Here is a 26,508-nt window from a genome sequence, read left to right on the forward strand (position 1 = left end):
CTTGGGTGACAGACGGTGTCACCAGCAAGGCTAGCCGCGGAAGTCGTCCGGATCGACGGTGTCGAGGAACTCGCTGAACTGTTCCACCTGCTCCTCCTCCTCGGCGTCCGTCAGCTCGCCTTCCTGGATGCCGGCCTCGCGGAGCACCTCCTCGGCGACGAAGATCGGCGCGTGCACGCGCAGCGCCAGCGCGATCGAATCCGATGGACGCGCGTCGATGACCTGCTGGCCGGTGAGCGTGTCCAGCGTGATCTCGGCGAAGAACGTGCCGCCCTCGAGCTTCGTGACGGCCACCTTCTCCACGCGGGCGTCCATGGCGTCGAGCAGGCGGGCCATCAGGTCGTAGGACATGGGGCGCTCGAGCACCGCACCCTCGAGCGCCACCATGATCGCCGTCGCCTCCTGCCCACCGATCCAGATCGGCAGGAACACGCGCAGGTCGGGGCGCGGCACGCTGGGCTTGAGGAGTACCACCGGCAGCCCGCGGGCGTCGATGGCGATGCTGTTGAGGTCGACTTGGATCATGGCGGAACACCTCCGCGGTCGGGTCCTCCAGTCTAGCCGCGCACCCGCCGGCTCAGAGGTTGTAGCCGATGGCCCGCAGTTGCTCGCGGCCGTCCTCGGTGATCATCTCGAGCGTCCACGGCGGCAGCCACACCCAGTTGATCGTCACGGAGTTCGCCAGGCCGTCGAGGACGTACTTGGTGTCGTACTCGATCTTGTCGGTCAGCGGGCAGGTGGGCGAGGTGAGCGTCATGTCGATGGTGACGTTGGCCTCGTCGTCGATCTGCGCGCCGTACACGAGGCCCAGGTCGACGACGTTGACCATGAGTTCGGGGTCCACGACGTCCTTCATCGCCTCGAGGATCTCCTCGACCGACGGCACCGCGGTGCCGGTGGCTGGCTTGTCGCCGAGGTCGACGTCGGGCAGGTCGTCCTTCACCAGGTCGCTGGGTCGGGGTTCAGTCATATCGGGTCCTTGGGTTGTTCAGCTGTTCTGGGTGTCGGCCTGCAGGGTGGCGTCGCGCATGGCGGACCACCCGAGCAGTGCGCACTTCACACGCGCGGGGAACTTCGACACGCCCGCGAACGCGATCGCGTCCTCGAACACGTCCTCGTCCGGGACGATGGCGCCCTGGCTGTGCATGACCTCGAGGAACTGGTCATGCATCTCCATCGCGTGTTCGACGGAGGTGCCGATCAGCAGGTCCGTCATGACCGACACCGAGGCCTGCGAGATGGAGCAGCCCTCCGCGTCGTACGAGATGTCGGTCAGCTTGCCGTCATCGACCTGCACGCGGAGGGTGAGCTCGTCGCCGCACGACGGGTTCACGTGGTGCACCTCCGCCTGGAACGGCTCGCGCAGCCCGGCGTGGTGCTTCTCGCGGTAGTGGTCGAGGATGATGGTCTGGTACAGCTCGTCGATGTTCATGTCTCAGCCCTTCAACTTCGGGGCGAAGTAGTCGCGGGTGAAGACCAGCGCGTCGGCGAGCGCGTCGATCTCCGCCGGTGTGGTGTACAGGTACGACGACGCACGCGTCGAGCTCTGGTGGCCCAGCCGCTTGTGCAGCGGCCGCGCGCAGTGGTGGCCGCCACGGATGGCGACACCCCGGGAATCGAGGACCTGCATGACGTCATGCGGGTGCACGCCCTCGAGGTTGAACGAGATGGCGCTGCCACGGTCCACCGCGACGGTGGGGCCGAGGATGGTCAGCCCGTCGATCGACGTCAGCTTGCCCAACGCGTACTTCGTGAGCTCGTGCTCGTGCTCGGCGATGGCATCCATGCCGATGCGCGAGAGGTAGTCGACGGCGACGCCGAGGCCCACTGCCTGCGCGATGGGCGGGGTGCCGGCCTCGAACCGGTGCGGCGGGGCGGCGTACGTCGAGCGTTCCATCTCGACGACCTCGATCATCTCGCCGCCACCGAGGAACGGGGGCATGTTGGCGAGCAGCTCGTAGCGCCCCCACAACACGCCCAACCCGGTGGGGCCGAGCATCTTGTGGGACGTGAAGGCGAGGAAGTCCGCGCCCATCGTCGAGACGTCGGTGGCCTCGTGCGGGACCGACTGCGAGCCGTCGACCACCATCAGGGCACCGACGGCGTGCGCCTTCTCGGCCAGCAGCGCCACGGGGTTGTGGGTGCCGAGCACGTTGCTCACGGCGGTGATCGACACGATCTTCGTGCGCTCGTTGATGAGGTTGTCGCGCTCGGCGGCCTCGAGGTCGAGGCGGCCCTCGTCGGTGATGTCGAACCAGCGCAGCGTGGCGCCGGTGCGCTGGCACACCAGCTGCCACGGCACGATGTTCGAGTGGTGCTCCATGACGGAGATGACCACCTCGTCACCGGGCTTCAGCCCGGCACCGAGTGAGTTGGCCACGAGGTTGAGCGCCTCGGAGGCGTTCTTCGTGAAGACGACCTCCTCCGGGCGCGGGGCACCGATGAACCGGGCCACCTTCCCGCGCGCATCCTCGAACGCGTGCGTCGCCTCGGCACCCAGGAGGTGCATGGCGCGCGCGACGTTCGCGTTGTGCTGCAGGTAGTGCTCGGCCACGGCGTCGACCACCTGGCGTGGTTTCTGCGAGGTGTTGGCCGAGTCGAGATAGGCCAACGGGGACTCCCCCACCCTGCGGCGCAGGATGGGGAAGTCGGCCCGGATCAGGTTGGTGTCGAGCATCAGGCGTTGGCAGCTTCCTTGATGTACTTCTCGTAGCCCTCGGCCTCGAGGTTCTCGGCCAGTTCCTTGCCGCCCTCGGCCACGATGCGGCCGTCGACGAAGACGTGCACGAAGGTGGGCTCGATGTAGCGCAGGATGCGGGTGTAGTGCGTGATGAGCACGACGGCGCGGTCGCCCTGTGCCGAGTACTTGTTCACGCCCTCGGACACGATGCGCAGCGCGTCGATGTCGAGGCCCGAGTCGGTCTCGTCGAGGATCGCGGCCTTCGGGTTGAGCAGCTGGAGCTGGGCGATCTCGTGGCGCTTCTTCTCGCCGCCGGAGAAGCCCTCGTTGACCGAGCGGCTCGAGAACGACTTGTCGAGCTGAAGGTCGGCCAGCGTCTGCTCGACCTCCTTGACCCAGGTGCGGACCTTCGGGGCCTCGCCGTCGATGGCGGTCTTGGCGGTGCGGAGGAAGTTGGCGACGGAGACGCCGGGCACCTCGACCGGGTACTGCATGGCGAGGAACAGGCCGGCGCGGGCGCGCTCGTCGACGGACATCTCGGTGATGTCCTCACCGTCGAGCGTGACGGTGCCCTGGGTGATCTCGTACTTGGGGTGACCGGCGATGGCGTAGGCCAGCGTCGACTTGCCCGAACCGTTGGGGCCCATCAGCGCGTGGATCTCGCCCGGGTTGATGGTCAGGTTGACGCCCTTGAGGATCTGCTTCGGGCCGTCCTCGGTCTGGATGTCGACGTGCAGGTCGGAGATGACGAGGGTGGACATAGTTGCTGTTTCTCCTGGCTTCTTTTCTGTGGGAGCACGGGGCCTGCGCCCCGCGTGTCAGTAGTCGGTGGTGGTGGTGTCGACGTCGATCAGGACGTCGTCGCCGTCGATGCGGCATTCGAAGACGCGCACCGGCTCGGTGGCCGGCAGGTTGAGCGGGCGGCCGGTGGCCAGGTCGAAGACCGATCCGTGCAGGTAGCACTCGATGGTGTCGTCGACGACGTCCCCCTCCGAGAGAGCCACCTTGCCGTGGCTGCACTCGTCCTCGATCGCGTAGATCTTCTCGCCGTGGCGCACGATGGCGACGCTGAGTTCGTCGTCGACGTCGACCGGGAGGGGGATGTCCGTCGTCAGGTCCGAGACCCTGCAGACCGCCTGGAAGCTCACTGCTCGTCGGCCTTCGTGGTGGTCGAGCCGTGCACCAGGTCGAGCTCGCGCTCGATCGTGGCCAGCAGGCGGGACTCGATCTCCTTGATGCCGACCCGGCGGATGATGTCGGCGAAGAAGCCGTGCGCCACCAGGCGACGGGCCTCCACCTCCGGGATGCCGCGGGCCATGAGGTAGAACAGCTGCTCGTCGTCGAAGCGCCCGGTGGACGACGAGTGGCCGGCGCCGGCGATCTCGCCGGTCTCGATCTCCAGGTTGGGGACCGAATCGGCCTGGCACCCGTCGGTCAGGACCAGGTTCTTGTTCGACTCGTAGGTGTCGATGCTCTCTGCCACCTTGCGGATCAGCACGTCGCCGATCCACACCGAGTGCGCGCCCTTGCCGCGCAGCGCACCGCGGTAGTCCACGTTGGACTTGGTGTGCGGCGCGTTGTGGTCGACGAACAGGCGGTGCTGGATGTGCTGGTTCTCGTCGGCGAAGTACAGGCCGTAGGCCTCGAGCTCGCCGCCGGGGCCGTCGTAGCGCGAGTTCTCCTGCAGGCGGATGTCGCCGCCCAGGGAGGCGGTGACGGTCTTGACGTGTGCGTCGCGGCCGATGCTGACCGTGCGCTGCCCGCCGTGGACCGAACCGTTGTCCCAGTCCTGCAGCGTGACGACGTTGACGGCCGCGCCGTCGCCCACCACCACGTCGGTCTTCTCGGCGTAGTTGGCCGAGCCCTCGTAGCGCAGCACGATGGTGGCGCGCGCATTGGCGCCGACGGTCACCACGAGGTGGTCGCGTGCCTCGCCGCCGTTGCCGCGGCCGGTGAACACGATGGGCTCGGCGATCTCGGCGTTGGCGGCGATGGCGATGTGGGTGCGGTGCACCGACTGGTCCGCGGCCAGCGCGGAGATGCGGTCGGTCGGGGCCTCGTTGGCCAGCTCGCGGGCCTGCTCGAGCGTGATCTCCTCGACGGTGACACCGTCGGGGAACTCGCCGCTCCAGTCCAGCGTCCCCAGGCCCTCGACGGGGTTGAGGAGCGTCTTGAACCGCTTGAGGGGGGTGAAGCGCCAGATCTCCTCGCGGCCGGTGGGCTGCGGGTGGTCCTCGACGGTCCACGACGGCGTCGGGTGCAGGTGGGATTCGACGGTTTCGATGGCTGCGGCCACGTTGGGGGCCTCAGTGATGGTGGTCAATTCTTCTTCCTTCAGGTGATGTCGGGCGTCGGGGCTGGATCGGCGTCAGCCGACCGCGCCCTCCATCTGGAGTTCGATCAGGCGGTTGAGTTCGAGCGCGTACTCCATGGGCAGTTCGCGGGCGATGGGCTCCACGAAGCCACGCACGATCATGGCCATGGCCTCGATCTCCTCCATGCCGCGGCTCATCAGGTAGAAGAGCTGGTCCTCGGACACCTTGGACACGGTGGCCTCGTGGGCCATCGACACGTCCTCCTCGCGCACGTCGACGTAGGGGTACGTGTCGGAGCGCGAGATGGTGTCGACCAGGAGGGCGTCACACATCACGGACGATGCCGAGTGGCGGGCACCCGGGTCGACCTGGACGAGGCCGCGGTACGACGAGCGGCCGCCACCACGGGCCACCGACTTCGACACGATGGAGCTCTGCGTGTTGGGCGCGCAGTGCACCATCTTCGAGCCCGCATCCTGGTGCTGGCCCTCGCCGGCGAACGCGATCGAGAGCGTCTCGCCACGGGCGTGCTCGCCCATGAGGTAGACGGCGGGGTACTTCATGGTGACCTTGGAACCGATGTTGCCGTCGATCCACTCCATGAGGGCGCCCTCTTCACAGACGGCGCGCTTGGTGACCAGGTTGTACACGTTGGTCGACCAGTTCTGGATGGTGGTGTAGCGGCAGCGCGCGTTCTTCTTCACGATGATCTCGACGACGGCGCTGTGCAGCGAGTCGGACGAGTAGATCGGGGCGGTGCAACCCTCGACGTAGTGCACGGAGGCGCCCTCGTCGACGATGATCAGCGTGCGCTCGAACTGGCCCATGTTCTCCGTGTTGATGCGGAAGTAGGCCTGCAGCGGGATGGTCACCTCGACGCCCTTGGGCACGTAGATGAACGAGCCACCCGACCACACTGCGGTGTTCAGCGAGGCGAACTTGTTGTCACCGACGGGGATGACGGTGCCGAAGTACTCCTTGAAGAGTTCCGGGTGTTCCTTCAGCGCGGTGTCGGTGTCGAGGAAGATGACGCCCTGGCGCTCCAGTTCCTCGTTGATCTTGTGGTAGACGACCTCCGACTCGTACTGCGCGGCGACGCCGGCGACGAGGCGGGCCTTCTCGGCCTCAGGGATGCCGAGGCGGTCGTAGGTGTTCTTGATGTCCTCGGGCAGGTCGTCCCAGGTCTGCGCCTGGCGCTCGGTGGAGCGCACGAAGTACTTGATGTTGTCGAAGTCGATCTCGGAGAGGTCGGCACCCCACGTCGGCATCGGCTTCTTGTCGAACAGCTTCAGGCCCTTGAGGCGGAGGTCGAGCATCCACTCCGGCTCGTCCTTCAGGCCGGAGATGTTGCGCACGACGGCCTCGTTCAGGCCACGCTCGGCGGTGGCGCCGGCGTCGTCGGAATCGTGCCAGCCGTACTCGTACTTCGAGAGCGCTTCGAGGTGCTCGTCCTGGGTGGCGCCCAGGCCGGGCGCCTTGGGTGCGGTCTGAGTCATATCGATCTTCTCCGTCACTTTCTTCTCGGGATCTGCGGTGTGGGTAGCGGGTGGGGTACGTGCGTGGTGCACACGCCATCGCCGTGGGCGATGGTGGCCAGGCGCTGGACATGGCTGTTCAGCAACCGGGAGAACAGTTGGGTCTCGATCTCGCACAGGATGGGGAACTCGGCGGCCACGTGCGCCACCGGGCAGTGGTGTTGCAGCAGTTGGTCGCCCGTCCGGAGCGGACGCACGGAGGCAGCGTAGCCGTCGAGGTCGAGCACTTCGACGAGCGCGTCCAGGCAGCCGAGTTCCGGGTCGTCCTGCCGCAGCTGCAGGTAGCGCTGTTCGATCTCCTCGACCCTGTCGTGGGCCAGTTCGCGGATGGCGTTGGGGCCGGCCACGGCCTGGAGCCGGCGGATGGCGGCGATGGCGAGGTCGTCGTAGGCCTGCGTGAACTCGGCCCGGCCGGCGTCGGTCAGCACGAACACCTTCGAGGGACGGCCGCGGCCACGCGGACCGTAGACGCGCTCCTCGCGGGACGCCAGGATGCCGTCGTCGAGGAGGGAAGCCAGGTGCCGGCGCACGGCGGCCGGCGTGAGTGCGAGCCTGTCGGCGAGTTGCTTGGCGGTCTGCGGGCCGTCATTGAGGATGAGGTCGACGACTCGTTGGCGGGTCGGCGTCTCCACTACTTCCGTCTCCATCACGACCACCTCCAGACTCTTCACGCATGAATTAGCTTACGCATCTGTATCAAAAGTCAATCCCAATCTTCTTCACGATTCAAGCAAGGCTTGCCTAACCATCCGGATGGTGAGACGAGGCGCTCCCCCGCAGTGTCCGAAGCCCCCTCCACGCTCCTATAGGCTGTCGGTCGTGCCCGTCCTGACAGCTCGTGATCTGCGCCTCTCCTTCGGCAGGAAGCAGGCCCTCGACGGGTTGACGCTGGACGCCGAGGCGGGGGCCGTGACGGCGCTCCTCGGCCCCAACGGGGCGGGCAAGACCACCTTCATCCGCTGCTGCACCGGCCTCGCCACGCCCGACGGCGGCGAGCTGCGGTTGTTCGACGGGGAACCCGGCTCACCGGAGGTGCTGCCACGCATCGGGCTCATGCCGCAGACGACGGGTGCCTGGTCCGGCATCACGCCGGCGCGGCTGCTCACCTACCTCGCCCGCCTCTACGCCACCCCGCAGCCCGTCGACGAGCTCATGACGCTGCTCGGGATCGACGACTTCGCCACCACCGCCTACCGCCGCCTCTCCGGCGGTCAGCAGCAGGCCGTCAACCTGGCCGGGGCCCTCGTCGGCCGGCCAGACCTCGTCTTCCTCGACGAACCCTCCGCCGGCCTGGACCCGCGCAGTCGCCGGGCCACGTGGGAACTGCTCGCCCGGATCCGTGACGACGGCGTCGGGATCCTGCTCACCACGCACGACATGCACGAGGCGGAGGCGCTGGCGGACCGGGTCTACATCGTCGACCGCGGCAGGGTGACCGCGGAGGGCACCGTCGAGGAACTGACCGTGGACGGCTCGCTCGAGGACGCCTTCCTCACGCACACCTCCGGAGACCGCGCATGAGCACACTGGACTTCAGGCCGGCGGCAGGCGCCGCCCCGTTCGCCAAGCGGGTCTGGGCACAGGCCACGACGGAGGCCGGCCTCATCCTCCGCAACGGCGAGCAGGCCATCCTGGCGATCGTGATCCCCGTCGCCGTGCTGGTGGGCAGCGCGGTCTTCGGCGACTCCCTCGGCCTCAGCCTGCAGCAGATGGCCCCGTCGGTGCTCGCGCTGGTCATCTGGAGCTCGTGCCTGACCACGCTGGCAATCGCCACCGGCTTCGAGCGGCGCTACAACGTGCTGGAGCGCATCGCGGCCACCCCGCTCGGCAAGCCGGGGATCCTGTTGGGCAAGGGCCTCGGGATCTCGCTGATCACGGCGGCGCAGGTAATCGTGATCGTGGTGATCGGCCTGGCGATGGGCTGGCGCCCGGCCTTCACCGCCCTCTCGCTCGTCACGACGGTGGCGGTGGCTCCGCTGGCGATGGGTGCCTTCGCCGGGCTCGCGCTCTCGATCTCCGGCTCGCTGCGCCCCGAGGCCACGCTGGCAGTGGCCAACCTCCTCTACATCGTGGGGATGCCGCTGGGCATCCTGCTGCCGGTGGACCGCTACCCCGCCTGGCTCGAGCCGGTCCTCGGCCTGCTCCCCACGGCCGCCCTCGGGGAGGCGCTGCGTCACGGCGCCTCAGGGGTGGCGCTCGGCTGGCCGCTGCTCGTGGCCGCCCTCTGGTGCATCGGCACCCTGTTCCTGGCCCGGAAGGTCTTCACATGGACGTCCTGAGGAAACCCTTCGCCACCGAGAGGGCGCTGCGCACCTGGCTGTGGATCTCGCTGGTCTGCAACATGGGCATCGTCGTGACCGGTGCGGTCGTGCGGCTGACGGCCTCCGGCCTGGGCTGCTCCGAGTGGCCCCGCTGCACCCCCGACACGTGGACCACCACCCCGGAGGCGGGGATCCACGGCATCATCGAGTTCGGCAACCGGCTGCTGACGTTCGTGCTCGCCGCTGCGGCGCTGGGCGCGTTCATCGCCGCCTGGCGCAATCGCGGCCGGTTTTCCACCCTCTGGTGGCTGACCCTCGGCATCGGCATCGGCATCCCGTTTCAGGGCGTCATCGGCGGCTTCACGGTCTGGAGCCGGCTCAACCCCTTCGTCGTGGCGCTGCACCTGCTGCTGTCGGTGGCCCTCATCGTGCTGTGCGTCTGGGCACTGGTGCTCGGCCATCGCGCGGAGCCCACGCCCGTCAGCCGCCGGCAGCGGTGGCTCGTCGTCGTGACCTTCGTCGCCACCATGGTGTCGATCTGGCTCGGCACCATCGTCACCGGCTCGGGCCCGCACGCCGGTGACGCCAGCGCGCCCCGCACCGGGTTCGAGCTCGAACTCGTGGCGCGCATCCACGCCGCCTCCGCCTGGCTCGTCGTCGGGCTGTCCATCGCGTGCCTGGCGGTCTTCGTGCGGGCACGGCTCGAGCGGCCCAAGGGAGCCGCCCGCCTGCTGCTGGTCACCGTCGCCGCGCAGGGCGTCATCGGCTACGTCCAGTACTTCTTCGGGCTCCCGGTCCTGGTGGTGGCGCTGCACATGGTGGGGCTGACGCTGCTCACCGCCGCAGCCGCCTGGCTGCTCTTCAGCACCCGTTCAGGAGTACGCCGCGCATAGTGTCGGGCGCGGCCCCTAGGCTGGGGCCATGTCGATCAACCCCGTGCTCAGCACCGAACTCCCCTTCTCCCTGCCAGATTTCGCCCACGCCACCCCGCGTGACCACCACGTGGCGATCGAGGAGGGCATGCGGACCCAGCTCGGCGCGCTCGCCAAGCTGAGGGCAAACGCTGAGCCGGCCACCGTCGAGAACGTGCTGGCCGCCTGGGATGCGGCGGAGGACGTGCTGCGCCGCGCCCTGAACGCCTTCTTCGCCGTCTACGGCTCGGACGCGACGGACGAGATGATCGCCATCGAGGAGGAGGTCGCGCCGCGGCTCGCGGAGCACAGCGACTCGATCTACCTCGATCGCGAGCTCTACGCCCGCCTGCAGTCCCTCGAGGCCCGCATCACGGCGGGCGAGGCGGAGGCGGACGCGGAGGACCGCCACGCGCTCGACGAGCTGCTGCGCGCCTTCCGGCGCGCCGGCGTCTCGCTCGACGACGCCGGCCAGGATCGCCTGCGGGTGATGAACAAGAGGCTGGCCGAACTCTCCAGCAAGTTCGAGACCCTCAACCGCGAGGCCCGGGTGGCCGGCGGCTTCACCGTCACCGAGGAGGAACTCGCCGGCCTCACCCACGACGAGAGGGTTGCGCTGAAGACAGACGACGGGTACCGCATCGAACTGGTCAACACCACCCAGCAGCCCCTGGGCGCCAAGCTGGCCGACGCCGACGTCCGCCGTCGCCTCCTCGAGGCCTCCACCACGCGCGCGCTGGCCGGTGAGTTCGACACCCGCGCCGTGGTCGTCGAGATCGCGCGGCTGCGGGCCGAACGGGCCACGCTGCTCGGCTACCCCAACCACGCCGCCATCGTCGCTGAGGCGGGCACCGCCAAGACGGTGGAGGCCATCCTCGACATGCTGGTGCCGCTGGCGCAGGCCGCGCTGGCCAAGGCCGTGGACGAGGGCGCCCAGCTGCGCGCGCGCTACGCCGAGCTCAACCCCGGCGCCGAGTTCACCGCAGCCGACTGGGCCTTTGTCGAGGCCATAGTGCGCCGCGAACGGTTCGCGTTCGACGAGGCGGAGCTGGGCGAATACCTCCAGGTCGACAAGGTGCTCGACGCCGTCTACGCGGCCGCCGGCGAGCTCTACGGCCTGAAGTTCACGCCCCGCGAGGACCTGCACGGCCACGTGCCCGGCACCCAGACCTACGAGGTGCATGACGACGAGGGCATCATCGGGCTGTTCGTGATGGACTTCTGGGCCCGGCCCACCAAGAACGGCGGCGCCTGGATGAGCAACCTCGTGGACCAGTCGGGGCGCACCGGGGACCTGCCCGTGGTGACCAACAACTGCAACTACACCCCCACCACCACCGCCATCTCGTGGGACGACGTCATCACGATGTTCCACGAGTTCGGCCACGCCCTCCACGGCCTGCTGGCCAACTCGCGCTACGCCGGCTTCTCGGGCGCCAACACGCCGCGGGACTTCGTCGAGTTCCCCAGCCAGGTCAATGAGCACTGGGCCTGGACGCCCGGCCGCGTGCTGCCCGCCGAGTGGATCACCAAGCTGGAGGAGGCGTCGAAGTTCGGGCAGGGCTACGCCACCGCAGAGACAGAGCTGGCCTCCCTGCTGGACCTCGTCTGGCACACCACCCCGCTGGGCGAGCTGCCCGGCTCGGCAGACGAGGTGGAGGATTTCGAGCGTCGCGCCCTGGAGAAGTACGGGCTGGTCAACGACCTCGTCCCGCCGAGGTACCGCACGCAGTACTTCGCCCACATCTGGGGCGGCGGCTACGCGGCGAGCTACTACGGCTACGCGTGGGCCAAGGTGATGGACGCCGACGCCGTGGCCTGGTTCAGGGAGAACACCGAGGGGGACTCCCCCGCCATGACGCTGCGCCAGGCCGGCGAGCACTTCCGCCGGACCCTCCTGGCGCCCGGCGGCTCGGTGGACCCCATGGAGACCTACCGCAGCTTCCGCGGCCGCGACCCGGAGCTCACGCCGCTGCTCGAGCGCCTCGGCCTGGCGATCTGAGGAGACATGGACGGGCTCAAGGACATCCTGCACCGCAAGCTCAAGCACGAACGCGCTGCGCTCCTCTGGAAGGCGGAGGGCTTGGGCGAGCGTGATCTGCGCCTGCCCCGCACCGTCACCGGCACGAACCTCCTGGGCCTCATCAAGCACTGCCTGGCAGTGGAGCATGGCTACTTCGTGGACAGTTTCGGGCGCGCCTCGGAGCTGACCCTGCCCGAGATCGACTTCGACAAGGACCCCAACGGGGACTTCTACGCCACCCCGGAGGAACGCGCCGAGGACCTCATCGACCTCTACCGGGCCGTTGCCGTGGAGGTGGACCGCGCCATCGACGAGACCCCCCTCGACGCCCCCGGACACGTGGCGTGGTGGGGTGAGCGCGGCGGCACCACGTTGGGCTACGTGCTGGTGCACGTCCTGGCGGACATCACCAGGCATGCCGGGCACGCCGACATCCTCAGGGAGGGCATCGACGGCCGCGCAGGGCTGCTGGGCGAGGGCCCCAACCTGTGGGAGCCGGACGGCGGCTGGGACACGCACGTGCTGCGCCTCACCGCGATCGCGGAGGGCTTCAGCCCGCAGTGACCTCCACCGCGACGTCGGCGGTCTCCTCCTCCTCGGGCTTGCGGAGGAAGAAACCGGCGATGAGCGCCGCCGTCCACACCGCGCCCGCGCCGAGGAACGCCCAGTGGGCGCCCTGCAGCATGGCAGCGGCCTCCGTCGGAGCAGCGGGCCGGGCGGCGGCGGTCTGCATGGCGAAGATGGTCACGAACAGGGCGGTGCCTGCGGCTCCGGCCACCTGCTGCACGGTTCCGATGACGGCCGAGCCGTGGGAGTAGAGGCCCTTGGGCAGTGACCCCAGCCCAACCGTGAACAGCGGCGTGAAGATGGCGGCGAAGGACACCGACATGACGGTGTGGGCGGCCATGATGCCCCACCACGGCATTGCGGGGTTGATGGTGGACAGGTACAGGAACACGCCCAACACTACGAAGCTCGCCGGCACGACGAGCACCTTGGGGCCCACCCTGTCGTAGAGCCGGCCGATGAACGGTGACAGCACGCCCATGGCGATGCCGCCGGGCAGCAGCATCAGCCCCACCTGGATGGCCTCCATGCCGAAGGCGCGCTGCAGCAGCAGCGGCAGCATGATCACCGTGCCGAACAGCGCCATCATGGCGATGCTCATCATCAGCACCGCGACGGTGAACGTGGGGTACGCGAACGTGCGCAGGTCCAGCAGCGCCGCGTCACGCGCCTGCAGGATGAACTGCCGCGCCATGAAGGCGGCCAGACCGCCCACGCCGACGCCGATGGCCAGCATCGGCACCCAGAACTCCACGTCCTCGGCGCCCACGAGGCTGAGGCCGTGGACCAGCGGTCCGAACGCGAGCACGGTGAGCACCACCGAGATGAGGTCGAGCGGCGTGCGCTTCTCGTCGCCGACGTCCGTGAGGCGCCACACGCCCAGCGCCAGCATCAGCAGCGCCATGGGGAGCATGACCCAGAAGATCAGCCGCCACGACCCGACCTCCAGGATGAAGCCCGACAGCGTGGGGCCGACGGCGGGCGCCACCGAGATGACCATCGAGATGTTGCCCATGGTCTGCCCACGCTTCGCGGGCGGAACCAGCTGCATGATGGTGGTCATCAGCAGCGGCATCATGATCGCGGTGCCGGAGGCCTGGACGACGCGGCCGAGCAGCAGGACGGCGAACGACGGCGACACGGCGGCGATGAGCGTGCCGAGGCTGAACAACGCCATCGCCATCTGGAAGACGCGGCGCGTCGGCAGCCGGTCGAGCAGCCAGCCCGTGATGGGGATGACCACCGCCATTGTCAACATGAACGCGGTGGTGAGCCACTGGGCGGTGCGTTCGCTGATGGCGAGGTCGGCCATGATGGAGGCCAGCGCCACGTTCATGGTCGTCTCGTTGAGGATGACGACGAACGCTGCCACCAGCAGGATGGGGATGACCCCTCGGGTTGAGCGGGGAGTACTGCCCACGAGCAGGACTGCCTTTCGTGTGACGGCGCGGTCTGCCGCGCCCGAGCAGCCTAGGCGATGCCCGTGGATTGAACAATCACCGGGAATAGCGCAGCGGGTTGGGCGCGCACGAGGCCTCCGTCGCGATCCTCAGGCCCGCGGCGACCAGGCCCCTCTCCCGCAGCGGGTACAGCGCGGAGACGACCCGGTCCCGAATCGAGGTGGGGCTGATCGTGTTGAGGTAGATCTTCGTGGCGCCCTCGAAGCCGGCCACGGTCGAGACGCGCCACTTCAGCATGACGCGCCACGGCATGGCCAGGTTCACGTCGATGGGCCGGTAGTGCCACTCCTCGTTGGTGGGCACGTCGGCACCCGTGGCGGCGTGCATGGCGTGGATCATGTCGGACATGCCACGGATCTCGTCGGGGTGCTGGTCCCAGGGGTCGCAGTGCTCGGAGCGCGAATAGACCTCGATCGTCGGGTACCGGTGGCCGAACCCCGCGAACGCGACGGCGTGCTCGTTCTCGGCGATGACGAGGTTGTGCTGGGCCGCGTAGTTGGCCCCCGCCTCGTTGAAGATGTTGGGGTTGGCCCGCAACCGGACGAGCGCGGCGTCGTGCTGGTTGCCGCGGTCGTCTATGGAGACGAGCTGCTTGTGCAGGTGGTCGAACGACGCACCCGCGGGCTTCAGCCAGTTCTGGAAGACCACCACGTACCTGGCATACCTGTTGACCTCGAAGGCCATCCGCGTGCACTCGACGGTGTAGGCGATGAACTGTGCGTGTTCCTCCGGGGTGAGCGTCCCCGAGGACGCCAACTGGGAGTCGTCGGCCGCATCGTCGACGAAGTGCCGGCGAGCGATGATCACGTCGTGCCCGCCGCCGAAGAAGCCGGACGCCTGGGCGATCAGGTCGTCGTGGCCCATGGCCGCCACCTGCGCGTCGGTCAGGCCACGGGCGTAGAGCTTCGCCTCCACCACACGCATCACGTGGTCCAGCCCCGCGGGCGAGGCCAGGTAGGCGGCGCGCCGCTCCGCCACCGCGGGCGGCAGTTCGAATCCGTAGTTCTCGTGCCAGTAGTCGAAGCTGAGGATCTCGAACAGGTTGGGCACGCGGCGGAACTGCGCCACCGTGTCGAACAGTGACTCGGCGGGCGTGCGGTAGAGCGTCTCCCAGGTGCCGTCGTCGTGCCGGACCACCCTCGACTTCTCGGGCGGCGTGTCGAGGTAGCGCTGCTCGCAGAACGCGCAGTGGCGGCCCAGTTCTCCGTCGCGCAGGGGCAGGGGGTGTGGCGCCACCAGGCCCAGCGGGCGGTCGCCGCGCCCGGGCACCGTCCACACCTCGGTGCCGGTGAACGGGTTGAGCTGCTTGACGGTCCCGTCGCGCAGTTCGGTGATGTACTCGGGTTCGCGCACGAACAGCGTCATGTCCCGACACTAGCCGCGGCAGCAGTGGCAAGGTGGAAGTCATGACAGACCTTTCGCACCCACGGACAGAAGCGCCCGATTCGCCCTGGCTGGACCTCGACGCCTACATCCGCCTCCCCCGGCTCGGCTCCCTCAGCCTGTCCCCCGACGGCGGCACCCTGCTGTGCTCCGTCCAGGGCGTCAACGCCGACGGCACCGAGTACACCAGCGCCCTGTGGCGCGTCGATCCGCGCGGCGAGGCCCCCGCCAGGCGCTACACGCGCTCGGTCCAGGGTGAGGCCGCCGCGGCGTTCCTGCGCGACGGCTCGCTGTTGTTCACCTCGAAGCGTGACGTCCCGGCGGCTGGGGAGGATGCGCCGAAGAAGTCGACGACGGCGCTGTGGTGCCTCCCGCCCGACGGCGGCGAGGCGTACGTGCTCGCCCGCCGCGACGGCGGGTGGGGCAGCGTCCTGACCAGCCCGGTGTCCGACACGGTGGTGCTGGGCGTACTCATGCATGCCGGCGTCGAGGACGAGGAGGCCGACGCCGCCAGGCGGGAGGCCCGCGACAAGAAGAAGATCAGCGCCATCCTGCATGACGGCTACCCGGTGCGCTTCTGGGACAAGGACCTGGGCCCGGAGACGACGCGTTTGAAGGCCGCAACCGTGGGCGGCAGCGGCGACCTCGCGCTCGAGGGGCTGCGCGACCTGACCGGCGACGTGGGCCGCTCCCTGCACGACGCGGTGCTCTCGCGCGACGGCGCGACGCTCGCCGTCGTCTGGGGCGTGCCCAAGCCGGCCGGCGAGACCCTGACGCAGCTCGAACTCATCGACGTGGCCTCCGGCGAGCGCCGCACCATCGCGGCCGAGGACGACCACGAGTACGGCAGCCCGGTCTTCAGTGACGACGGCGCCACGCTGGCGTGCGTGCGCACCACCCGTTCCACCGCCGAGCGCGCTCCCCTGCCGTTGGTGTGGCTGATCGACGTCGCCACCGGCGACGGCCGCGCCCCCGCCGAAGGCTGGGACCGCTGGGGCACCCCGGTGGCCTTCTCGCCCGACGGCGGCACGCTGTATGTGACGGCCGACGAGGACGGCGCCTGCCCGATCCTTGCGATCGACGTCTCCTCTGGGGACGTGCGCAGGCTCACCGGTGACGGCGCGCACTCGTCGGTGCTGCGCAGCCCCGACGGCACGACGCTGTATGCGGTGAGGGCCTCGTACTCGAGCCCCGGTGAGATCGTGGCCGTCGACGCCACCTCCGGCGCGTCCACGGTGCTGCGCGCCCCCGTCGAGTACCCGGCGCTCCCGGGCCGCGTCGAACGCGTCGAGACGCAGGCGTCGGACGGCACGCGCGTCCCCGGCTGGCTCGTGCTCCCAGAGGACGCCTCCCCCGACCAGCCCGCCCCGCTGACCCTGTGGGTGCATGGCGGCCCGCTGAACTCGTGGAACTCCTGGTCCTGGCGGTGGTGCCCGTGGCTGCTCGTCTCCCGCGGCCAGGCCGTCCTGCTGCCCGACCCGGCACTGTCGACCGGCTACGGCCAGGCCTACGTCCAACGCGGCTGGGGCCGGTGGGGGGCCGAGCCGTTCACCGACGTGATGGCACTGACCGACGCGGTGGAGGCCCGCCCCGACATCCGTGCCGACACGTCGGTGATGATGGGCGGCTCGTTCGGCGGCTACATGGCCAACTGGATCGCCACCCAGACCAGCAGGTTCAAGGCGATCGTCAGCCACGCGTCGCTGTGGAACCTCGGCAGCTTCGGCCCGACGACGGACGCGGCCTGGTACTGGAGCCGGGAGATGACGCCCGAGATGCAGGCGAAGTTCTCACCGCACCAGTTCGCCGATCAGATCACCACGCCGATGCTGGTGATCCACGGCGACAAGGACTACCGCGTACCCATCGGTGAGGGGTTGGCCCTGTGGTGGGCCCTGGCCAGCGCGTTCGACGGCGACCCGGCCGACCTGCCGCACCGCTTCCTGTACTTCCCCGACGAGAACCACTGGATCCTGACGCCGCAGCACGCGAAGGTCTGGTACGAGACGGTGCTGGAGTTCGTGGCGGCGCAGCGCGAGGGCCGCCGCATGGGGGCGGTGGAGAACCTCTGAGGTCAGAAGAGGAGGGGGTCGATCGCGACGGAGAGGAACAGGATCGCGAGGTAGGTGTTCGAGTAGTGGAACAGCTTCATCGCCTTCAGCTGGGCCCCCTGCAGGCCGGCGCGGGCGCGGCGCCACAGCTGTAGCGCCTCCCCCAGGAAGATGAGGCCGGTGACCAGGGCGACCGCGGGGTACAGCCACCCGGTGGGCGTCACGGGCCACAGCAGCAGCGACACCACCACCGTGGCCACCGAGTACCAGAAGATCTGCGCCCCCACCTGAGGTGCCGTCCGGACCACGGGCAGCATCGGCACGTCGGCTGCGGCGTAGTCCTCCTTGTAGCGGAACGCGAGCGCCCAGGTGTGCGGCGGCGTCCACAGGAACACGATCGCGAACAGGACCAGCGGCGGCCACGCCACCGAGCCCGTCACCGCCGTCCAGCCGATCAGCGGCGGGAAGCAGCCCGCGATGCCGCCCCAGACGATGTTCTGGGAGGTGCGGCGCTTGAGCCACATCGTGTAGACGAACACGTAGAAGGCGTTTGCGGCCAGCGCCAGGCCGGCCGAGAGCCAGTTGGCCCCGAAGCCGAGCACCAGCGTGGCCAACACCCCCAGCACGATGCCGAACACCAGTGCGCTGCGCGTGGACACCTGGTGGCGGGGAACGGGCCGACGGCGGGTGCGGCGCATGATCTCGTCGATGTCGGCGTCGATGACGCAGTTGAAGGTGTTGGCCGACGCGGCCGCGAACATGCCGCCGATCATCGTCCACACGATCAGTTGCCACGGCGGCAGGCCACCTGCCGCAAGGAACATCGCCGGCACGGTGGTGACGAGGAGGAGCTCGATGATGCGGGGTTTGGTGAGTGCCACGTACGCCCGTACGACGTCTGTGAAACGAGCCTCCGTAGGCTGGGCCTCAGCCTGAACCGCCACACGCACCCCGATTCACACCCTTCGCGATTTCCGACGCAGTCTACCCGCCCGCCCACCGAGCACCCAAGTGGCGCCGTCCGTGCCCGACCGGCGGGCGTCGCGTGTCTTCCGCACCCTGCCGGGTACGTCTAGTGTTGGTCCCGATGAACGCCTACACCAACCCCCTGCGCGACCCTCAGGACCGCCGTCTCCCCCGGATCGCCGGCCCCTGTGTCCTGGTCATCTTCGGTGTCACCGGTGACCTGTCACGCAAGAAGCTGATGCCCGCCGTCTACGACCTGGCCAACCGCGGGCTGCTGCCGCCCGGCTTCGCGCTGGTGGGCTTCGCCCGTCGCGACTGGGAGAACCAGGACTTCGCCAAGGTCGTGCACGACGCCGTTAAGGAGCATGCGCGCACGCCGTTCCGCGAGGAGGTCTGGGAACAACTGCTCGAGGGCATCCGCTTCGTCTCCGGCGCCTTCGACGACGACGCGGCGTTCGAACGCCTCGGCGACACCATCCGCGAGCTGGACACCACCCGCGGCACCGGCGGGAACCACGCGTTCTACCTCTCGATCCCACCGTCGGGCTTCGAGCCGGTCATGACCATGCTGCGCAAGCACGGCCTCACCGAGGGCGGCGAGGACAACTGGAACCGCGTCGTCATCGAGAAGCCCTTCGGGCACGACCTGGCCTCCGCCCGGGAACTCGACGCCGTCGTCAGCTCGCTGTTCCAGCCCCACGAGGTGTTCCGCATCGACCACTACCTGGGCAAGGAGACCGTCCAGAACATGCTGGCGCTGCGGTTCGCGAACCAGATGTTCGAACCCATCTGGAACAACCACTACGTCAGCCACGTGGAGATCACGATGGCCGAGGACATCGGCATCGGCGGCCGCGCCGGCTACTTCGACGGCATCGGCATCGCGCGCGACGTCATGCAGAACCACCTCCTCCAGCTCCTGGCGCTCACCGCGATGGAGGAGCCCACCAGCTTCGAGGCCTCGCAGCTGCGCACGGAGAAGAAGAAGGTGCTTGCCGCCGCCCGCGTGCCGGAGCGCTACGACCTCCACACCGCCCGGGGCCAGTACGCCGCGGGATGGCAGGGCGGCAAGCCCGTGATCGGCTACCTGCAGGAGGACGGCGTGCCGGAGGGTTCCGGCACCGAGACCTACGCCGCGATCCGGGTCGACGTCGACAACCGGCGCTGGGCCGGCGTCCCCTTCTACCTGCGCACCGCCAAGCGGATGCCCCGCCGGGTGACCGAGGTGGCCCTGAGCTTCAAGCGCGCCCCGCACCTGCCGTTCACGGCCACCGACACCGAGGAACTCGGCACCAACGCGCTCGTGATGCGCATCCAGCCCGACGAGGGGGTGACGCTGCGATTCGGCGCCAAGGTGCCCGGCACCCAGATGGAGATCCGTGAGGTCTCGATGGACTTCGGTTACGGCGGCTCGTTCACCGAGTCCTCCCCCGAGGCCTACGAGCGCCTGATCCTCGACGTGCTGCTGGGCGACCCGCCGCTGTTCCCGCAGCAGGAGGAAGTGGAGCTGAGCTGGAAGATCCTCGACCCCGTCATCGCGTACTGGGCCTCCCTGGACGAACAGCCCGAACAGTACGAATCGGGCACGTGGGGCCCGCAGTCCGGCCACGACATGCTGGCCCGTGACGGCTTCAGCTGGCGACGCCCGTAAGGAACCCGGAGAACATGATCATCGACCTGACCGACACGTCGTCGCGTGACATCGCCGCGGCGCTCATCAAGGCCCGCCGCACCGTCGGCAGCGCCTCGGGCCTCGTGCTGACGCTGCTCGTGGTGACCGACGACGAACACTTCGACGAGGTGCTGGAGGCCGCGCAGGCCTCTGCCACCGCGCACCCGTCGCGCGTGATCGTGGTGACCTACGTCGACGGCGACGAGCCGTTCCTCGACGCCGAGATCCAGGTTGGCGAAGGGCACCCCGGAGACCTGCTGATCCTGCGCCTGCACGGATCGCTGCGCGAACACGGCGACTCGATCTGCCTGCCCCTGCTCCTGCCGGACTCCCCCACCATCGTGTGGTGGCCGAACAAGGCACCCGACAACCTCGCAGAGGACCCCATCGGCTCGCTGGCCGACCGGCGCATCACCGACGCGGCCGGCGCCCCCGACCCGCAGGAGGCGCTCGTGCGCCGCGCACGCAACCACGCCGACGGTGACACCGACCTCACGTGGACGCGCCTGACGCGCTGGCGCGCGCTGCTGACCGCCTCGCTGGACCAGACCCGCGCCACCGTCACGGGCGCCTGCGTTCGCTCGGCCCCGGACAACGCGCCCGCCACGCTGCTCGCCGCTTGGCTCAGCGAGCGGCTCGGCGTGTCCGTCGGGAGGGTCGACGGTGAACACCCCGGCGTCAACGAGGTGGTGCTCACCACCGACAAGGGCGACATCGTGCTGAGCCGGGTGCGCGAGGGCACCGCCCACTACCGGGTTCCGGGGCAGCCGGACCGCACCGTCGCACTCCGCCGCCGGCCGCTGACCGACCTCATCACGGAGGAACTGCAGCGCATGGACGCCGATGACGTCTTCGAGGCTGCGGTGCAGCGCGTGGTCAAGGACCTGGGGGCGAGCTAGATGTACACCCGGGTGGTTCGTCTGGAGACTGCCGATGACGTGAGCCGCGTGGTCGCTGCGCGGCTCCTCGCGCGCATCGTCGCACTCCAGCGCACGCAGGACACGGTGCATCTCTGCCTGACCGGCGGCGGCACCGCCAACGCCATGTATGAGCGGCTCGCCGAACTGGCCGACGGCTCGGAGCTGGACGCGTCGAAGCTCCAGCTCTGGTGGGGCAACGAGCACTTCGTGCCCGCCACGGACCCGGAGCGCAACTCCTTGCAGGCGATCAGCAGGCTGGCACGCACGGTGTCGATCAAGTCCGCCGACACCCACATGATGGCTGCTCAGGACGGCCGCAAGGACAGCCAGGAGTCGGCCGCCGAATACGAGGAGGAGCTGGGCGAGACCCTGTTCGACATCACGCTGCTCGGCATCGGCAAGGACGGGCACGTCGCCTCGATCTTCCCGGGGCACCCCAGCTTCGAGCCCACCAGCCGCGCCGTGATCGGGGTGGAGGACAGCCCGAAGTCGCCGACGGAGCGCATCTCGCTGACCATCCCGACGCTGAACCGCGGCAACGAGATGTGGATCATGGCCACCGGCGAGGGGAAGGCCGACGCGGTGGCCCGTGCCCTGGACGGCGACGAGACCATCCCCGCCGGGCACGTGCACGGCCGCACCGCGACGCTGTGGTACCTGGACGCCGGCGCGGCCGCCGGGCTACCGGCGCAGTACAGCTGCACCTTCTGAGGGGGAACCCTCAGTAGATGACCTCGCCCGCAGCGCGGCGGGCGCGCAGGGCGGACACCGCCTCCTCGAGGATCTGCGCGGCCTCGGCGTCGGTGCGACGCTCCTTCACGTAGGCGAGGTGCGTCTTGTAGGGCACGATCTTCGGCGGCGGAGGCGGGTTCTCCGAATCCAGGTTGGCCGGGAGGCCGCAGCGCGGGCAGTCCCACGTTTCGGGGACCTGGGCGTCGGCCGCGAACGCCGGCGTGGTCACATGGCCACTGGCGCAGAAGTACGACACGTGCATACGGGGCGCTGCTTCGCCGCGTTCTGCCTCTCCCATGGGACCGGCGCCGACACGGCTGCCGCGAATGGCGTTGCCACCTGCCACTTTGCTGTTCTCCTACTACGAGAAGTGATTGGGTGAAAGAGTTGGGGGTTGGGTGTGCGCTCAGGCGCCGACGCGATAGAGCACCAGCAGGCCGACGATCGTCAGCAGCCACACCACTGAGAGCACCACCGTGATGCGGTCCAGGCGACGCTCAGCGGTGGAGACGCCACCCATCGAGGTCGACATGCCACCACCGAACAGATCGGACATTCCGCCGCCACGGCCTTTGTGGAGGAGGACGGTGGCCGCAAGCAGGATGCTGAGGATCACGACGATCACGGACAGCGTGGTAATGGGCCAAGACACCAAGGGGACAATCACGCGGTACAGCCTAACCGAGACCCGGCAATAATCCACATCGAGCCACGCTGTGATGAGCGCTTGAGAACTGGGGTCGGCAACGGTGGACGCACGGACCCCCGGCAGCGGGAGCTGGGCTCCTGCTGCCGGGGGTCCGGGTGGGATCAGAACTGGTAGAAGCGCACGATCGCGGCGAACTCCTCGGGCTGCAGGCTCGCGCCGCCGACGAGGGCACCGTCGATGTCGGGCTGGGCCATGATCTGGGCCACGTTGCCGGACTTCACGGAGCCGCCGTACTGGATGCGCACCGACTCGGCGGTGGCCTCGTCGTACAGCTCGGCGACCTCCTTGCGGATGGCCCCACACACCTCCTGGGCGTCCTCAGGGGTGGCCACCTCGCCGGTGCCGATGGCCCAGACGGGCTCGTAGGCGATGACGAGGCCGGCGACCTGCTCGGCCGTCAGGTTGGCGAGCGTGCCACGCACCTGGTTCAGGGTGTACTCGACGTGCTCACCGGCCTTGCGGATGTCGAGGCCCTCCCCCACGCAGACGATGGGCGTCATGCCCGCGGCCAGGACCTTGGCGGCCTTGGCGTTGATGACGGCATCGTCCTCGCCGTAGTACTCGCGGCGCTCGGAGTGGCCGACGATGACGTACTGCACGCCGAGCTTCGACAGCATCGCAGTGGAGATCTCACCGGTGTAGGCGCCGTTGTCGTGCTGCGAGACGTTCTGGGCGCCGAGGCCGAACTTCAGGCGGTCACCGTCGATCAGCGTGCGGACGGTGCGCAGGTCGGTGAAGGGGACGCACAGCACGGCGTCCGACTTCTCCGGGTCCCATTCCTTGTCGACGAGCGTGTAGTGGAGCTTCTCCACCAGGCCGGTGGCCTCGATGTGGTCGACGTTCATCTTCCAGTTGCCGGCCATGATCGGCTTGCGGGTCATCAGTTGTCCCCTTCCAGGACGGCGATACCGGGCAGTTCCTTGCCCTCGAGGAACTCGAGCGACGCGCCACCGCCGGTCGAGATGTGGCCGAACTCGTCGTCGGAGTGGCCCAGGACGCGCACGGCGGCTGCGGAGTCGCCGCCGCCGACGACGGACAGGCCATCGACCTCGGTGAGCGCCTTGGCCACCGCGGCGGTGCCGTTGGCGAAGGCCGGGATCTCGAACACGCCCATCGGGCCGTTCCAGAAGACCGTCCTGGCGCCCTTGACGGCCTCGGCGAAGAGCTTCTCGGTCTCGGGGCCCATGTCCAGGCCCATCTTGCCGTCGGGGATGGCGTCGACGGAGACGACCTCGACCTCGCCCTTGGCCTCGCGGGCGTCGAAGTCCATGCCGTCGGCCACGCGGACGTCGACGGGCAGGAGGATCTGCTTGCCTGCGGCCTCGGCCTGGGCCAGGTAGTCGCGGCAGGTCTGCAGGTTGTCCTCGTCGAGCAGCGAGGAGCCGATGTCCTTGCCCTGCGCCTTGAGGAACGTGAACAGCATGCCGCCGCCGATGACCAGGGTGTCGGCGACCTTGAGGAGGTTGTCGATGACCTGGAGCTTGTCGGCGACCTTGGCGCCGCCCAGCACGACGACGTAGGGGCGCTCGGGGTTCTCGGTCAGCTGCTTGAGGACGCCGACCTCCTTCGCGACGAGCGAGCCCGCGGCGTTGGGCAGCAGCGAGGCCACGTCGTAGACGGAGGCCTGCTTGCGGTGGACCACGCCGAAGCCGTCGGAGACGAACAGGTCGCCGAACGCGGCGTACTTCTGCGCGAGCTCCTTGCGGGCGGCCTCGTCCTTGGACTCCTCAGCGGGCTCGTAGCGCACGTTCTCCAGCAGGGCGACGTCGCCGTCGGCCAGCGACGCGACGGTGGCCTGGGCGGACTCGCCGACGACGTCGGTGGCCAGCTTGACGTCGGTGCCCAGCAGCTCACCCAGGCGGGCGGCGACCGGGGCCAGGGAGTACTTGGGGTTGACCTCGCCCTTCGGGCGGCCGAGGTGGGCCATGATGACGACGCGGGCCCCGGCCTCGCGCAGTGCCGTCAGGGTGGGCAGCGCGGCGCGGATGCGGCCGTCGTCGGTGATGTTCTTGTCGGCGTCCAGCGGGACGTTGAAATCGCAGCGGATGAGCACCCGCTTGCCGGACAGATCGCCCAGCTCAGCAACGGACTTCACTTCGGTCCTCTTTCTTGTCGGATTTCCTTGGGGCGACAACGGCCCTGCAGCCCCACGCGGGGGCCACAGGGCCGTTGTCTCAGACCACGGGTGTGGTGTTGATCAGAGCTTCGAGCCGACCAGGACGGTCAGGTCGACGAGGCGGTTGGAGTAACCCCACTCGTTGTCGTACCAGCCGAGGACCTTGACCTGGTTGCCGATCACCTTGGTGAGCTTGGCGTCGAAGACGCAGGAGGCCGGGTCGGTCTCGATGTCCTTGGACACGATCTCGTCCTCGGTGTAGACGAGGACCTTGCCGTCGGCGGCCTTCTTGATGATCTCGTTGATCTCCTCGACGGTGGTCTCACGCGAGGCCTCGAAGGTGAGGTCGGTGGCGGAACCGGTCGGGGTGGGGACGCGCATGGCGTAGCCGTCGAGCTTGCCCTTCAGTTCGGGCAGCACGAGGGAGACGGCCTTGGCCGCACCGGTGGTGGTGGGGACCATGTTGAGGGCCGCGGCGCGCGAGCGACGCAGGTCCTTGTGCGGGCCGTCCTGCAGGTTCTGGTCCTGCGTGTAGGCGTGGATGGTGGTCATGAGGCCCTTGACGATGCCGATGCCGTCGTTGAGCGCCTTGGCCATCGGGGCGAGGCAGTTGGTGGTGCAGGACGCGTTCGAGATGATGTTGTGCTTCTCGGTGTCGTACAGGTCGTCGTTGACGCCCATGACGATCGTGATGTCCTCGTTCTTGGCGGGAGCCGAGATGAGCACCTTCTTGGCGCCGGCCTCGATGTGGGCCTGGGCCTTGGTGGCGTCGGTGAAGAAGCCGGTGGACTCGATGACGATGTCGACGCCGAGGTCCTTCCACGGCAGCGCGGCGGGGTCCTTCTCCGCGAAGGCCTTGATCTCCTTGCCGTCGACGATCAGGGCGTCGTCGTCGTAGCTGATCTCACCGGGGAAACGGCCCAGGATCGAGTCGTACTTGAGCAGGTGAGCCAGGGTCTTGTTGTCGGTCAGGTCGTTGACGGCAACCACGTCAAGATCGGCCCCCGCAGCGACGAGCGCGCGGTAGAAGTTACGGCCGATGCGGCCAAAGCCGTTGATTGCAACCTTTACGGTCATGAGGAATTCGATCCCTTTCGAGCTACCGAGCGCACAAGTGCGCAGATGGACACCACTCATCCTAACGACTTGCTCACCTCGAGCAAGAAGGGGGGCCGGTTAATGAGCGTCTGGATCAGCTGTCTCGGAGGTCGGCGGGCAGGCTGGCCTCCGTGGTGGGCACGCCTCGTTCCTCGGCGACCTTGTCCGCCGTGGCGAGCAGGCGGCGGATGCGGCCAGCGATCGCGTCCTTCGTCAACGGCGGCTCGTGCAGCTGGCCCAGCTCCTCGAGGCTCGCCTGGCGGTGCTGCAGTCGGAGGTTGCCCGCCTCGCGCAGGTGGTCGGGCACGTCGTCGCCGAGGATCTCCATCGCGCGTTCCACCCGGGCACTGGCCGCGACGGCGGCTCGGGCCGAGCGACGCAGGTTCGCGTCGTCGAAGTTGGCCAGCCTGTTGACCGACGCCCGCACCTCGCGGCGACGGCGGCGCTCCTCCCAGAGGATGCGCGTCTCGGGTGCGCCCATGCGGGTCAGCAGCTCGGCGATGGCGTCGCCGTCGCGGATGACCACGCGCTCGACGCCCCGGACCTCGCGCGACTTGACGGCGATCCCCAGCCTCCGCGCCGCCCCGACGAGCGCGAGGGCCGCCTCCGAGCCGGGGCAGGTGATCTCCAGCGACATCGAGCGGCCGGGTTCCGTGAGCGATCCGCGCGCCAGGAAGGCGCCGCGCCACACGGCCACCGCGTCGGCCAGCGACCCGCCCACCACGATGGGCGGCAGCCCGCGCACGGGCCGGCGGTGCTGGTCGACGAGACCCGTCATCCGGGCCAGCTGCTCGCCGCCCTGGACCGCGCGGAGCGAGTAGCGTGGGCCGCGGCGCACGCCGGAGGCGTTGATCACGAGGAGGTCGGTGTCGATGCTGTAGAGGTCGGCGATGAAACTGCGCAGCCGGCGGGCCGCTCCCCCGGTGTCGAGCTCCGCCTCCACGACGATGCGGCCACCCACCAGGTGCAGGCCTCCCGCGAAGCGCAACATCGCCGCCACCTCCGCCCGCCGCACGGACGGGTGGGGCGCGACGACGGCGGCCAGTTCGGCCTTCACCTTCTGCGTCAGAGCCATGGGCGGGATTCTGCCATACGGGAACGCGCAGGCA

The 26,508-nt window shown here is 69.0% G+C and carries 26 protein-coding genes and 1 pseudogene; 9 read left to right on the forward strand and 18 right to left on the reverse strand.

What is annotated here, in order from left to right; translation table 11 throughout:
• Positions 1–30 precede the first annotated feature (30 nt).
• From ABEA30_RS11395 to ABEA30_RS11435, 9 genes are read right to left on the reverse strand one after another with little or no spacing between them, the layout of a single operon-like run.
• Entirely contained in the window at positions 31–525 is a 495-nt protein-coding gene (locus tag ABEA30_RS11395; protein WP_345582918.1) for a bifunctional nuclease family protein, read from the reverse strand.
• Positions 526–577: 52 nt separating this feature from the next.
• Positions 578–970 carry a metal-sulfur cluster assembly factor gene (locus ABEA30_RS11400; RefSeq protein ID WP_345582920.1) on the reverse strand — a complete coding sequence of 131 codons (393 nt, stop codon included), beginning with the start codon at positions 968–970 and terminating at the stop codon, positions 578–580.
• An 18-nt stretch (positions 971–988) separates the two neighbouring features.
• Positions 989–1,432 (reverse strand): Fe-S cluster assembly sulfur transfer protein SufU, encoded by a 444-nt coding sequence (sufU, locus tag ABEA30_RS11405; protein WP_345582922.1) that lies wholly within the window; start codon positions 1,430–1,432, stop codon positions 989–991.
• A 3-nt stretch (positions 1,433–1,435) separates the two neighbouring features.
• Positions 1,436–2,680 carry a cysteine desulfurase gene (locus ABEA30_RS11410; protein ID WP_386084973.1) on the reverse strand — a complete coding sequence of 415 codons (1,245 nt, stop codon included), beginning with the start codon at positions 2,678–2,680 and terminating at the stop codon, positions 1,436–1,438.
• Positions 2,677–3,441, reverse strand: a complete 765-nt coding sequence (sufC, locus tag ABEA30_RS11415) for a Fe-S cluster assembly ATPase SufC (protein WP_345582926.1) — start codon at positions 3,439–3,441, stop codon at positions 2,677–2,679. Before sufC ends, ABEA30_RS11410 begins: the two co-directional genes overlap by 4 nt.
• Before the next feature lie 57 nt (positions 3,442–3,498).
• Complete coding sequence (locus ABEA30_RS11420; protein ID WP_345582928.1) at positions 3,499–3,828, reverse strand: Rieske (2Fe-2S) protein; 330 nt, start codon at positions 3,826–3,828, stop codon at positions 3,499–3,501.
• Positions 3,825–5,003 carry a Fe-S cluster assembly protein SufD gene (gene sufD, locus ABEA30_RS11425; RefSeq protein WP_345582930.1) on the reverse strand — a complete coding sequence of 393 codons (1,179 nt, stop codon included), beginning with the start codon at positions 5,001–5,003 and terminating at the stop codon, positions 3,825–3,827. The genes ABEA30_RS11420 and sufD overlap by 4 nt, the downstream gene beginning before the upstream one ends.
• 45 nt (positions 5,004–5,048) lie before the next feature.
• Positions 5,049–6,491: a Fe-S cluster assembly protein SufB gene (gene sufB / locus ABEA30_RS11430; protein ID WP_345582932.1), complete on the reverse strand. Its 1,443-nt coding sequence runs from the start codon at positions 6,489–6,491 to the stop codon at positions 5,049–5,051.
• 14 nt (positions 6,492–6,505) lie between these two features.
• Complete coding sequence (locus ABEA30_RS11435) at positions 6,506–7,177, reverse strand: helix-turn-helix transcriptional regulator (protein WP_345582934.1); 672 nt, start codon at positions 7,175–7,177, stop codon at positions 6,506–6,508.
• Positions 7,178–7,349: 172 nt separating this feature from the next.
• Between ABEA30_RS11435 and ABEA30_RS11440 the strand changes: the two genes are divergently transcribed.
• The 5 genes from ABEA30_RS11440 to ABEA30_RS11460 are packed head-to-tail and all read left to right on the forward strand — an operon-like array spanning position 7,350 to position 12,289.
• Positions 7,350–8,051, forward strand: a complete 702-nt coding sequence (locus ABEA30_RS11440; protein ID WP_386084964.1) for an ABC transporter ATP-binding protein — start codon at positions 7,350–7,352, stop codon at positions 8,049–8,051.
• A complete protein-coding gene (locus tag ABEA30_RS11445) occupies positions 8,048–8,809 on the forward strand; it encodes an ABC transporter permease (protein WP_345582936.1) in 762 nt (253 codons plus the stop codon). The genes ABEA30_RS11440 and ABEA30_RS11445 overlap by 4 nt, the downstream gene beginning before the upstream one ends.
• Positions 8,797–9,684: a COX15/CtaA family protein gene (locus ABEA30_RS11450; RefSeq protein WP_345582938.1), complete on the forward strand. Its 888-nt coding sequence runs from the start codon at positions 8,797–8,799 to the stop codon at positions 9,682–9,684. The genes ABEA30_RS11445 and ABEA30_RS11450 overlap by 13 nt, the downstream gene beginning before the upstream one ends.
• A 28-nt stretch (positions 9,685–9,712) precedes the next feature.
• The gene (locus tag ABEA30_RS11455) at positions 9,713–11,704 is read left to right on the forward strand and encodes a M3 family metallopeptidase (protein WP_345582940.1); all 1,992 of its coding nucleotides are present in this window, start codon (positions 9,713–9,715) and stop codon (positions 11,702–11,704) included.
• Positions 11,705–11,710: 6 nt separating this feature from the next.
• Positions 11,711–12,289: a DinB family protein gene (locus ABEA30_RS11460; protein ID WP_345582942.1), complete on the forward strand. Its 579-nt coding sequence runs from the start codon at positions 11,711–11,713 to the stop codon at positions 12,287–12,289.
• Here the strand turns inward: ABEA30_RS11460 and ABEA30_RS11465 are convergent.
• Together ABEA30_RS11465 and ABEA30_RS11470 are read right to left on the reverse strand one after the other, a co-directional pair.
• Positions 12,276–13,712, reverse strand: a complete 1,437-nt coding sequence (locus tag ABEA30_RS11465; protein WP_345582944.1) for an MDR family MFS transporter — start codon at positions 13,710–13,712, stop codon at positions 12,276–12,278. The two genes, ABEA30_RS11460 and ABEA30_RS11465, sit on opposite strands and share 14 nt — an antisense overlap.
• Before the next feature lie 76 nt (positions 13,713–13,788).
• Positions 13,789–15,117 carry a DUF4921 family protein gene (locus tag ABEA30_RS11470; RefSeq protein ID WP_345582946.1) on the reverse strand — a complete coding sequence of 443 codons (1,329 nt, stop codon included), beginning with the start codon at positions 15,115–15,117 and terminating at the stop codon, positions 13,789–13,791.
• Between the two features lie 41 nt (positions 15,118–15,158).
• Between ABEA30_RS11470 and ABEA30_RS11475 the strand changes: the two genes are divergently transcribed.
• The gene (locus ABEA30_RS11475) at positions 15,159–17,207 is read left to right on the forward strand and encodes a S9 family peptidase (RefSeq protein WP_345582948.1); all 2,049 of its coding nucleotides are present in this window, start codon (positions 15,159–15,161) and stop codon (positions 17,205–17,207) included.
• Between the two features lie 2 nt (positions 17,208–17,209).
• On the opposite strand, the pseudogene ABEA30_RS11480 reads toward ABEA30_RS11475, so the two are convergent.
• Positions 17,210–18,115: pseudogene (locus ABEA30_RS11480) on the reverse strand (heme o synthase); the annotation flags it as partial.
• Between the two features lie 158 nt (positions 18,116–18,273).
• Here ABEA30_RS11480 and zwf point away from each other — a divergent pair.
• Genes zwf through pgl form a run of 3 tightly spaced genes read left to right on the forward strand, consistent with a single transcriptional unit; the run spans position 18,274 to position 21,455 of the window.
• Positions 18,274–19,803: a glucose-6-phosphate dehydrogenase gene (zwf, locus tag ABEA30_RS11485; RefSeq protein ID WP_345582950.1), complete on the forward strand. Its 1,530-nt coding sequence runs from the start codon at positions 18,274–18,276 to the stop codon at positions 19,801–19,803.
• Between the two features lie 14 nt (positions 19,804–19,817).
• Positions 19,818–20,723, forward strand: a complete 906-nt coding sequence (locus ABEA30_RS11490; protein WP_345582952.1) for a glucose-6-phosphate dehydrogenase assembly protein OpcA — start codon at positions 19,818–19,820, stop codon at positions 20,721–20,723.
• A gap of 39 nt (positions 20,724–20,762) precedes the next feature.
• Positions 20,763–21,455 (forward strand): 6-phosphogluconolactonase, encoded by a 693-nt coding sequence (gene pgl, locus ABEA30_RS11495; RefSeq protein ID WP_345582954.1) that lies wholly within the window; start codon positions 20,763–20,765, stop codon positions 21,453–21,455.
• A gap of 10 nt (positions 21,456–21,465) precedes the next feature.
• Here pgl and ABEA30_RS11500 read toward each other — a convergent pair whose 3' ends face one another.
• The 6 genes from ABEA30_RS11500 to whiA all read right to left on the reverse strand — a co-directional run bounded on the left by ABEA30_RS11500 (position 21,466) and on the right by whiA (position 26,474).
• Positions 21,466–21,822 (reverse strand): RNA polymerase-binding protein RbpA, encoded by a 357-nt coding sequence (locus tag ABEA30_RS11500; protein ID WP_345582956.1) that lies wholly within the window; start codon positions 21,820–21,822, stop codon positions 21,466–21,468.
• 60 nt (positions 21,823–21,882) lie between these two features.
• Entirely contained in the window at positions 21,883–22,101 is a 219-nt protein-coding gene (secG, locus tag ABEA30_RS11505) for a preprotein translocase subunit SecG (protein ID WP_345582958.1), read from the reverse strand.
• A 185-nt stretch (positions 22,102–22,286) separates the two neighbouring features.
• Positions 22,287–23,066, reverse strand: coding sequence for a triose-phosphate isomerase (tpiA, locus tag ABEA30_RS11510; RefSeq protein ID WP_345582960.1), 780 nt, complete (start codon positions 23,064–23,066; stop codon positions 22,287–22,289).
• Positions 23,066–24,280: a phosphoglycerate kinase gene (locus ABEA30_RS11515; RefSeq protein ID WP_345582962.1), complete on the reverse strand. Its 1,215-nt coding sequence runs from the start codon at positions 24,278–24,280 to the stop codon at positions 23,066–23,068. The genes tpiA and ABEA30_RS11515 overlap by 1 nt, the downstream gene beginning before the upstream one ends.
• Before the next feature lie 102 nt (positions 24,281–24,382).
• Complete coding sequence (gene gap / locus ABEA30_RS11520; RefSeq protein WP_345582964.1) at positions 24,383–25,378, reverse strand: type I glyceraldehyde-3-phosphate dehydrogenase; 996 nt, start codon at positions 25,376–25,378, stop codon at positions 24,383–24,385.
• Positions 25,379–25,493: 115 nt separating this feature from the next.
• Complete coding sequence (whiA, locus tag ABEA30_RS11525) at positions 25,494–26,474, reverse strand: DNA-binding protein WhiA (protein WP_345582966.1); 981 nt, start codon at positions 26,472–26,474, stop codon at positions 25,494–25,496.
• Positions 26,475–26,508 lie beyond the last annotated feature (34 nt).

The organism is Tessaracoccus lubricantis (assembly GCF_039544535.1).
GTDB lineage: Bacteria > Actinomycetota > Actinomycetes > Propionibacteriales > Propionibacteriaceae > Arachnia > Arachnia lubricantis.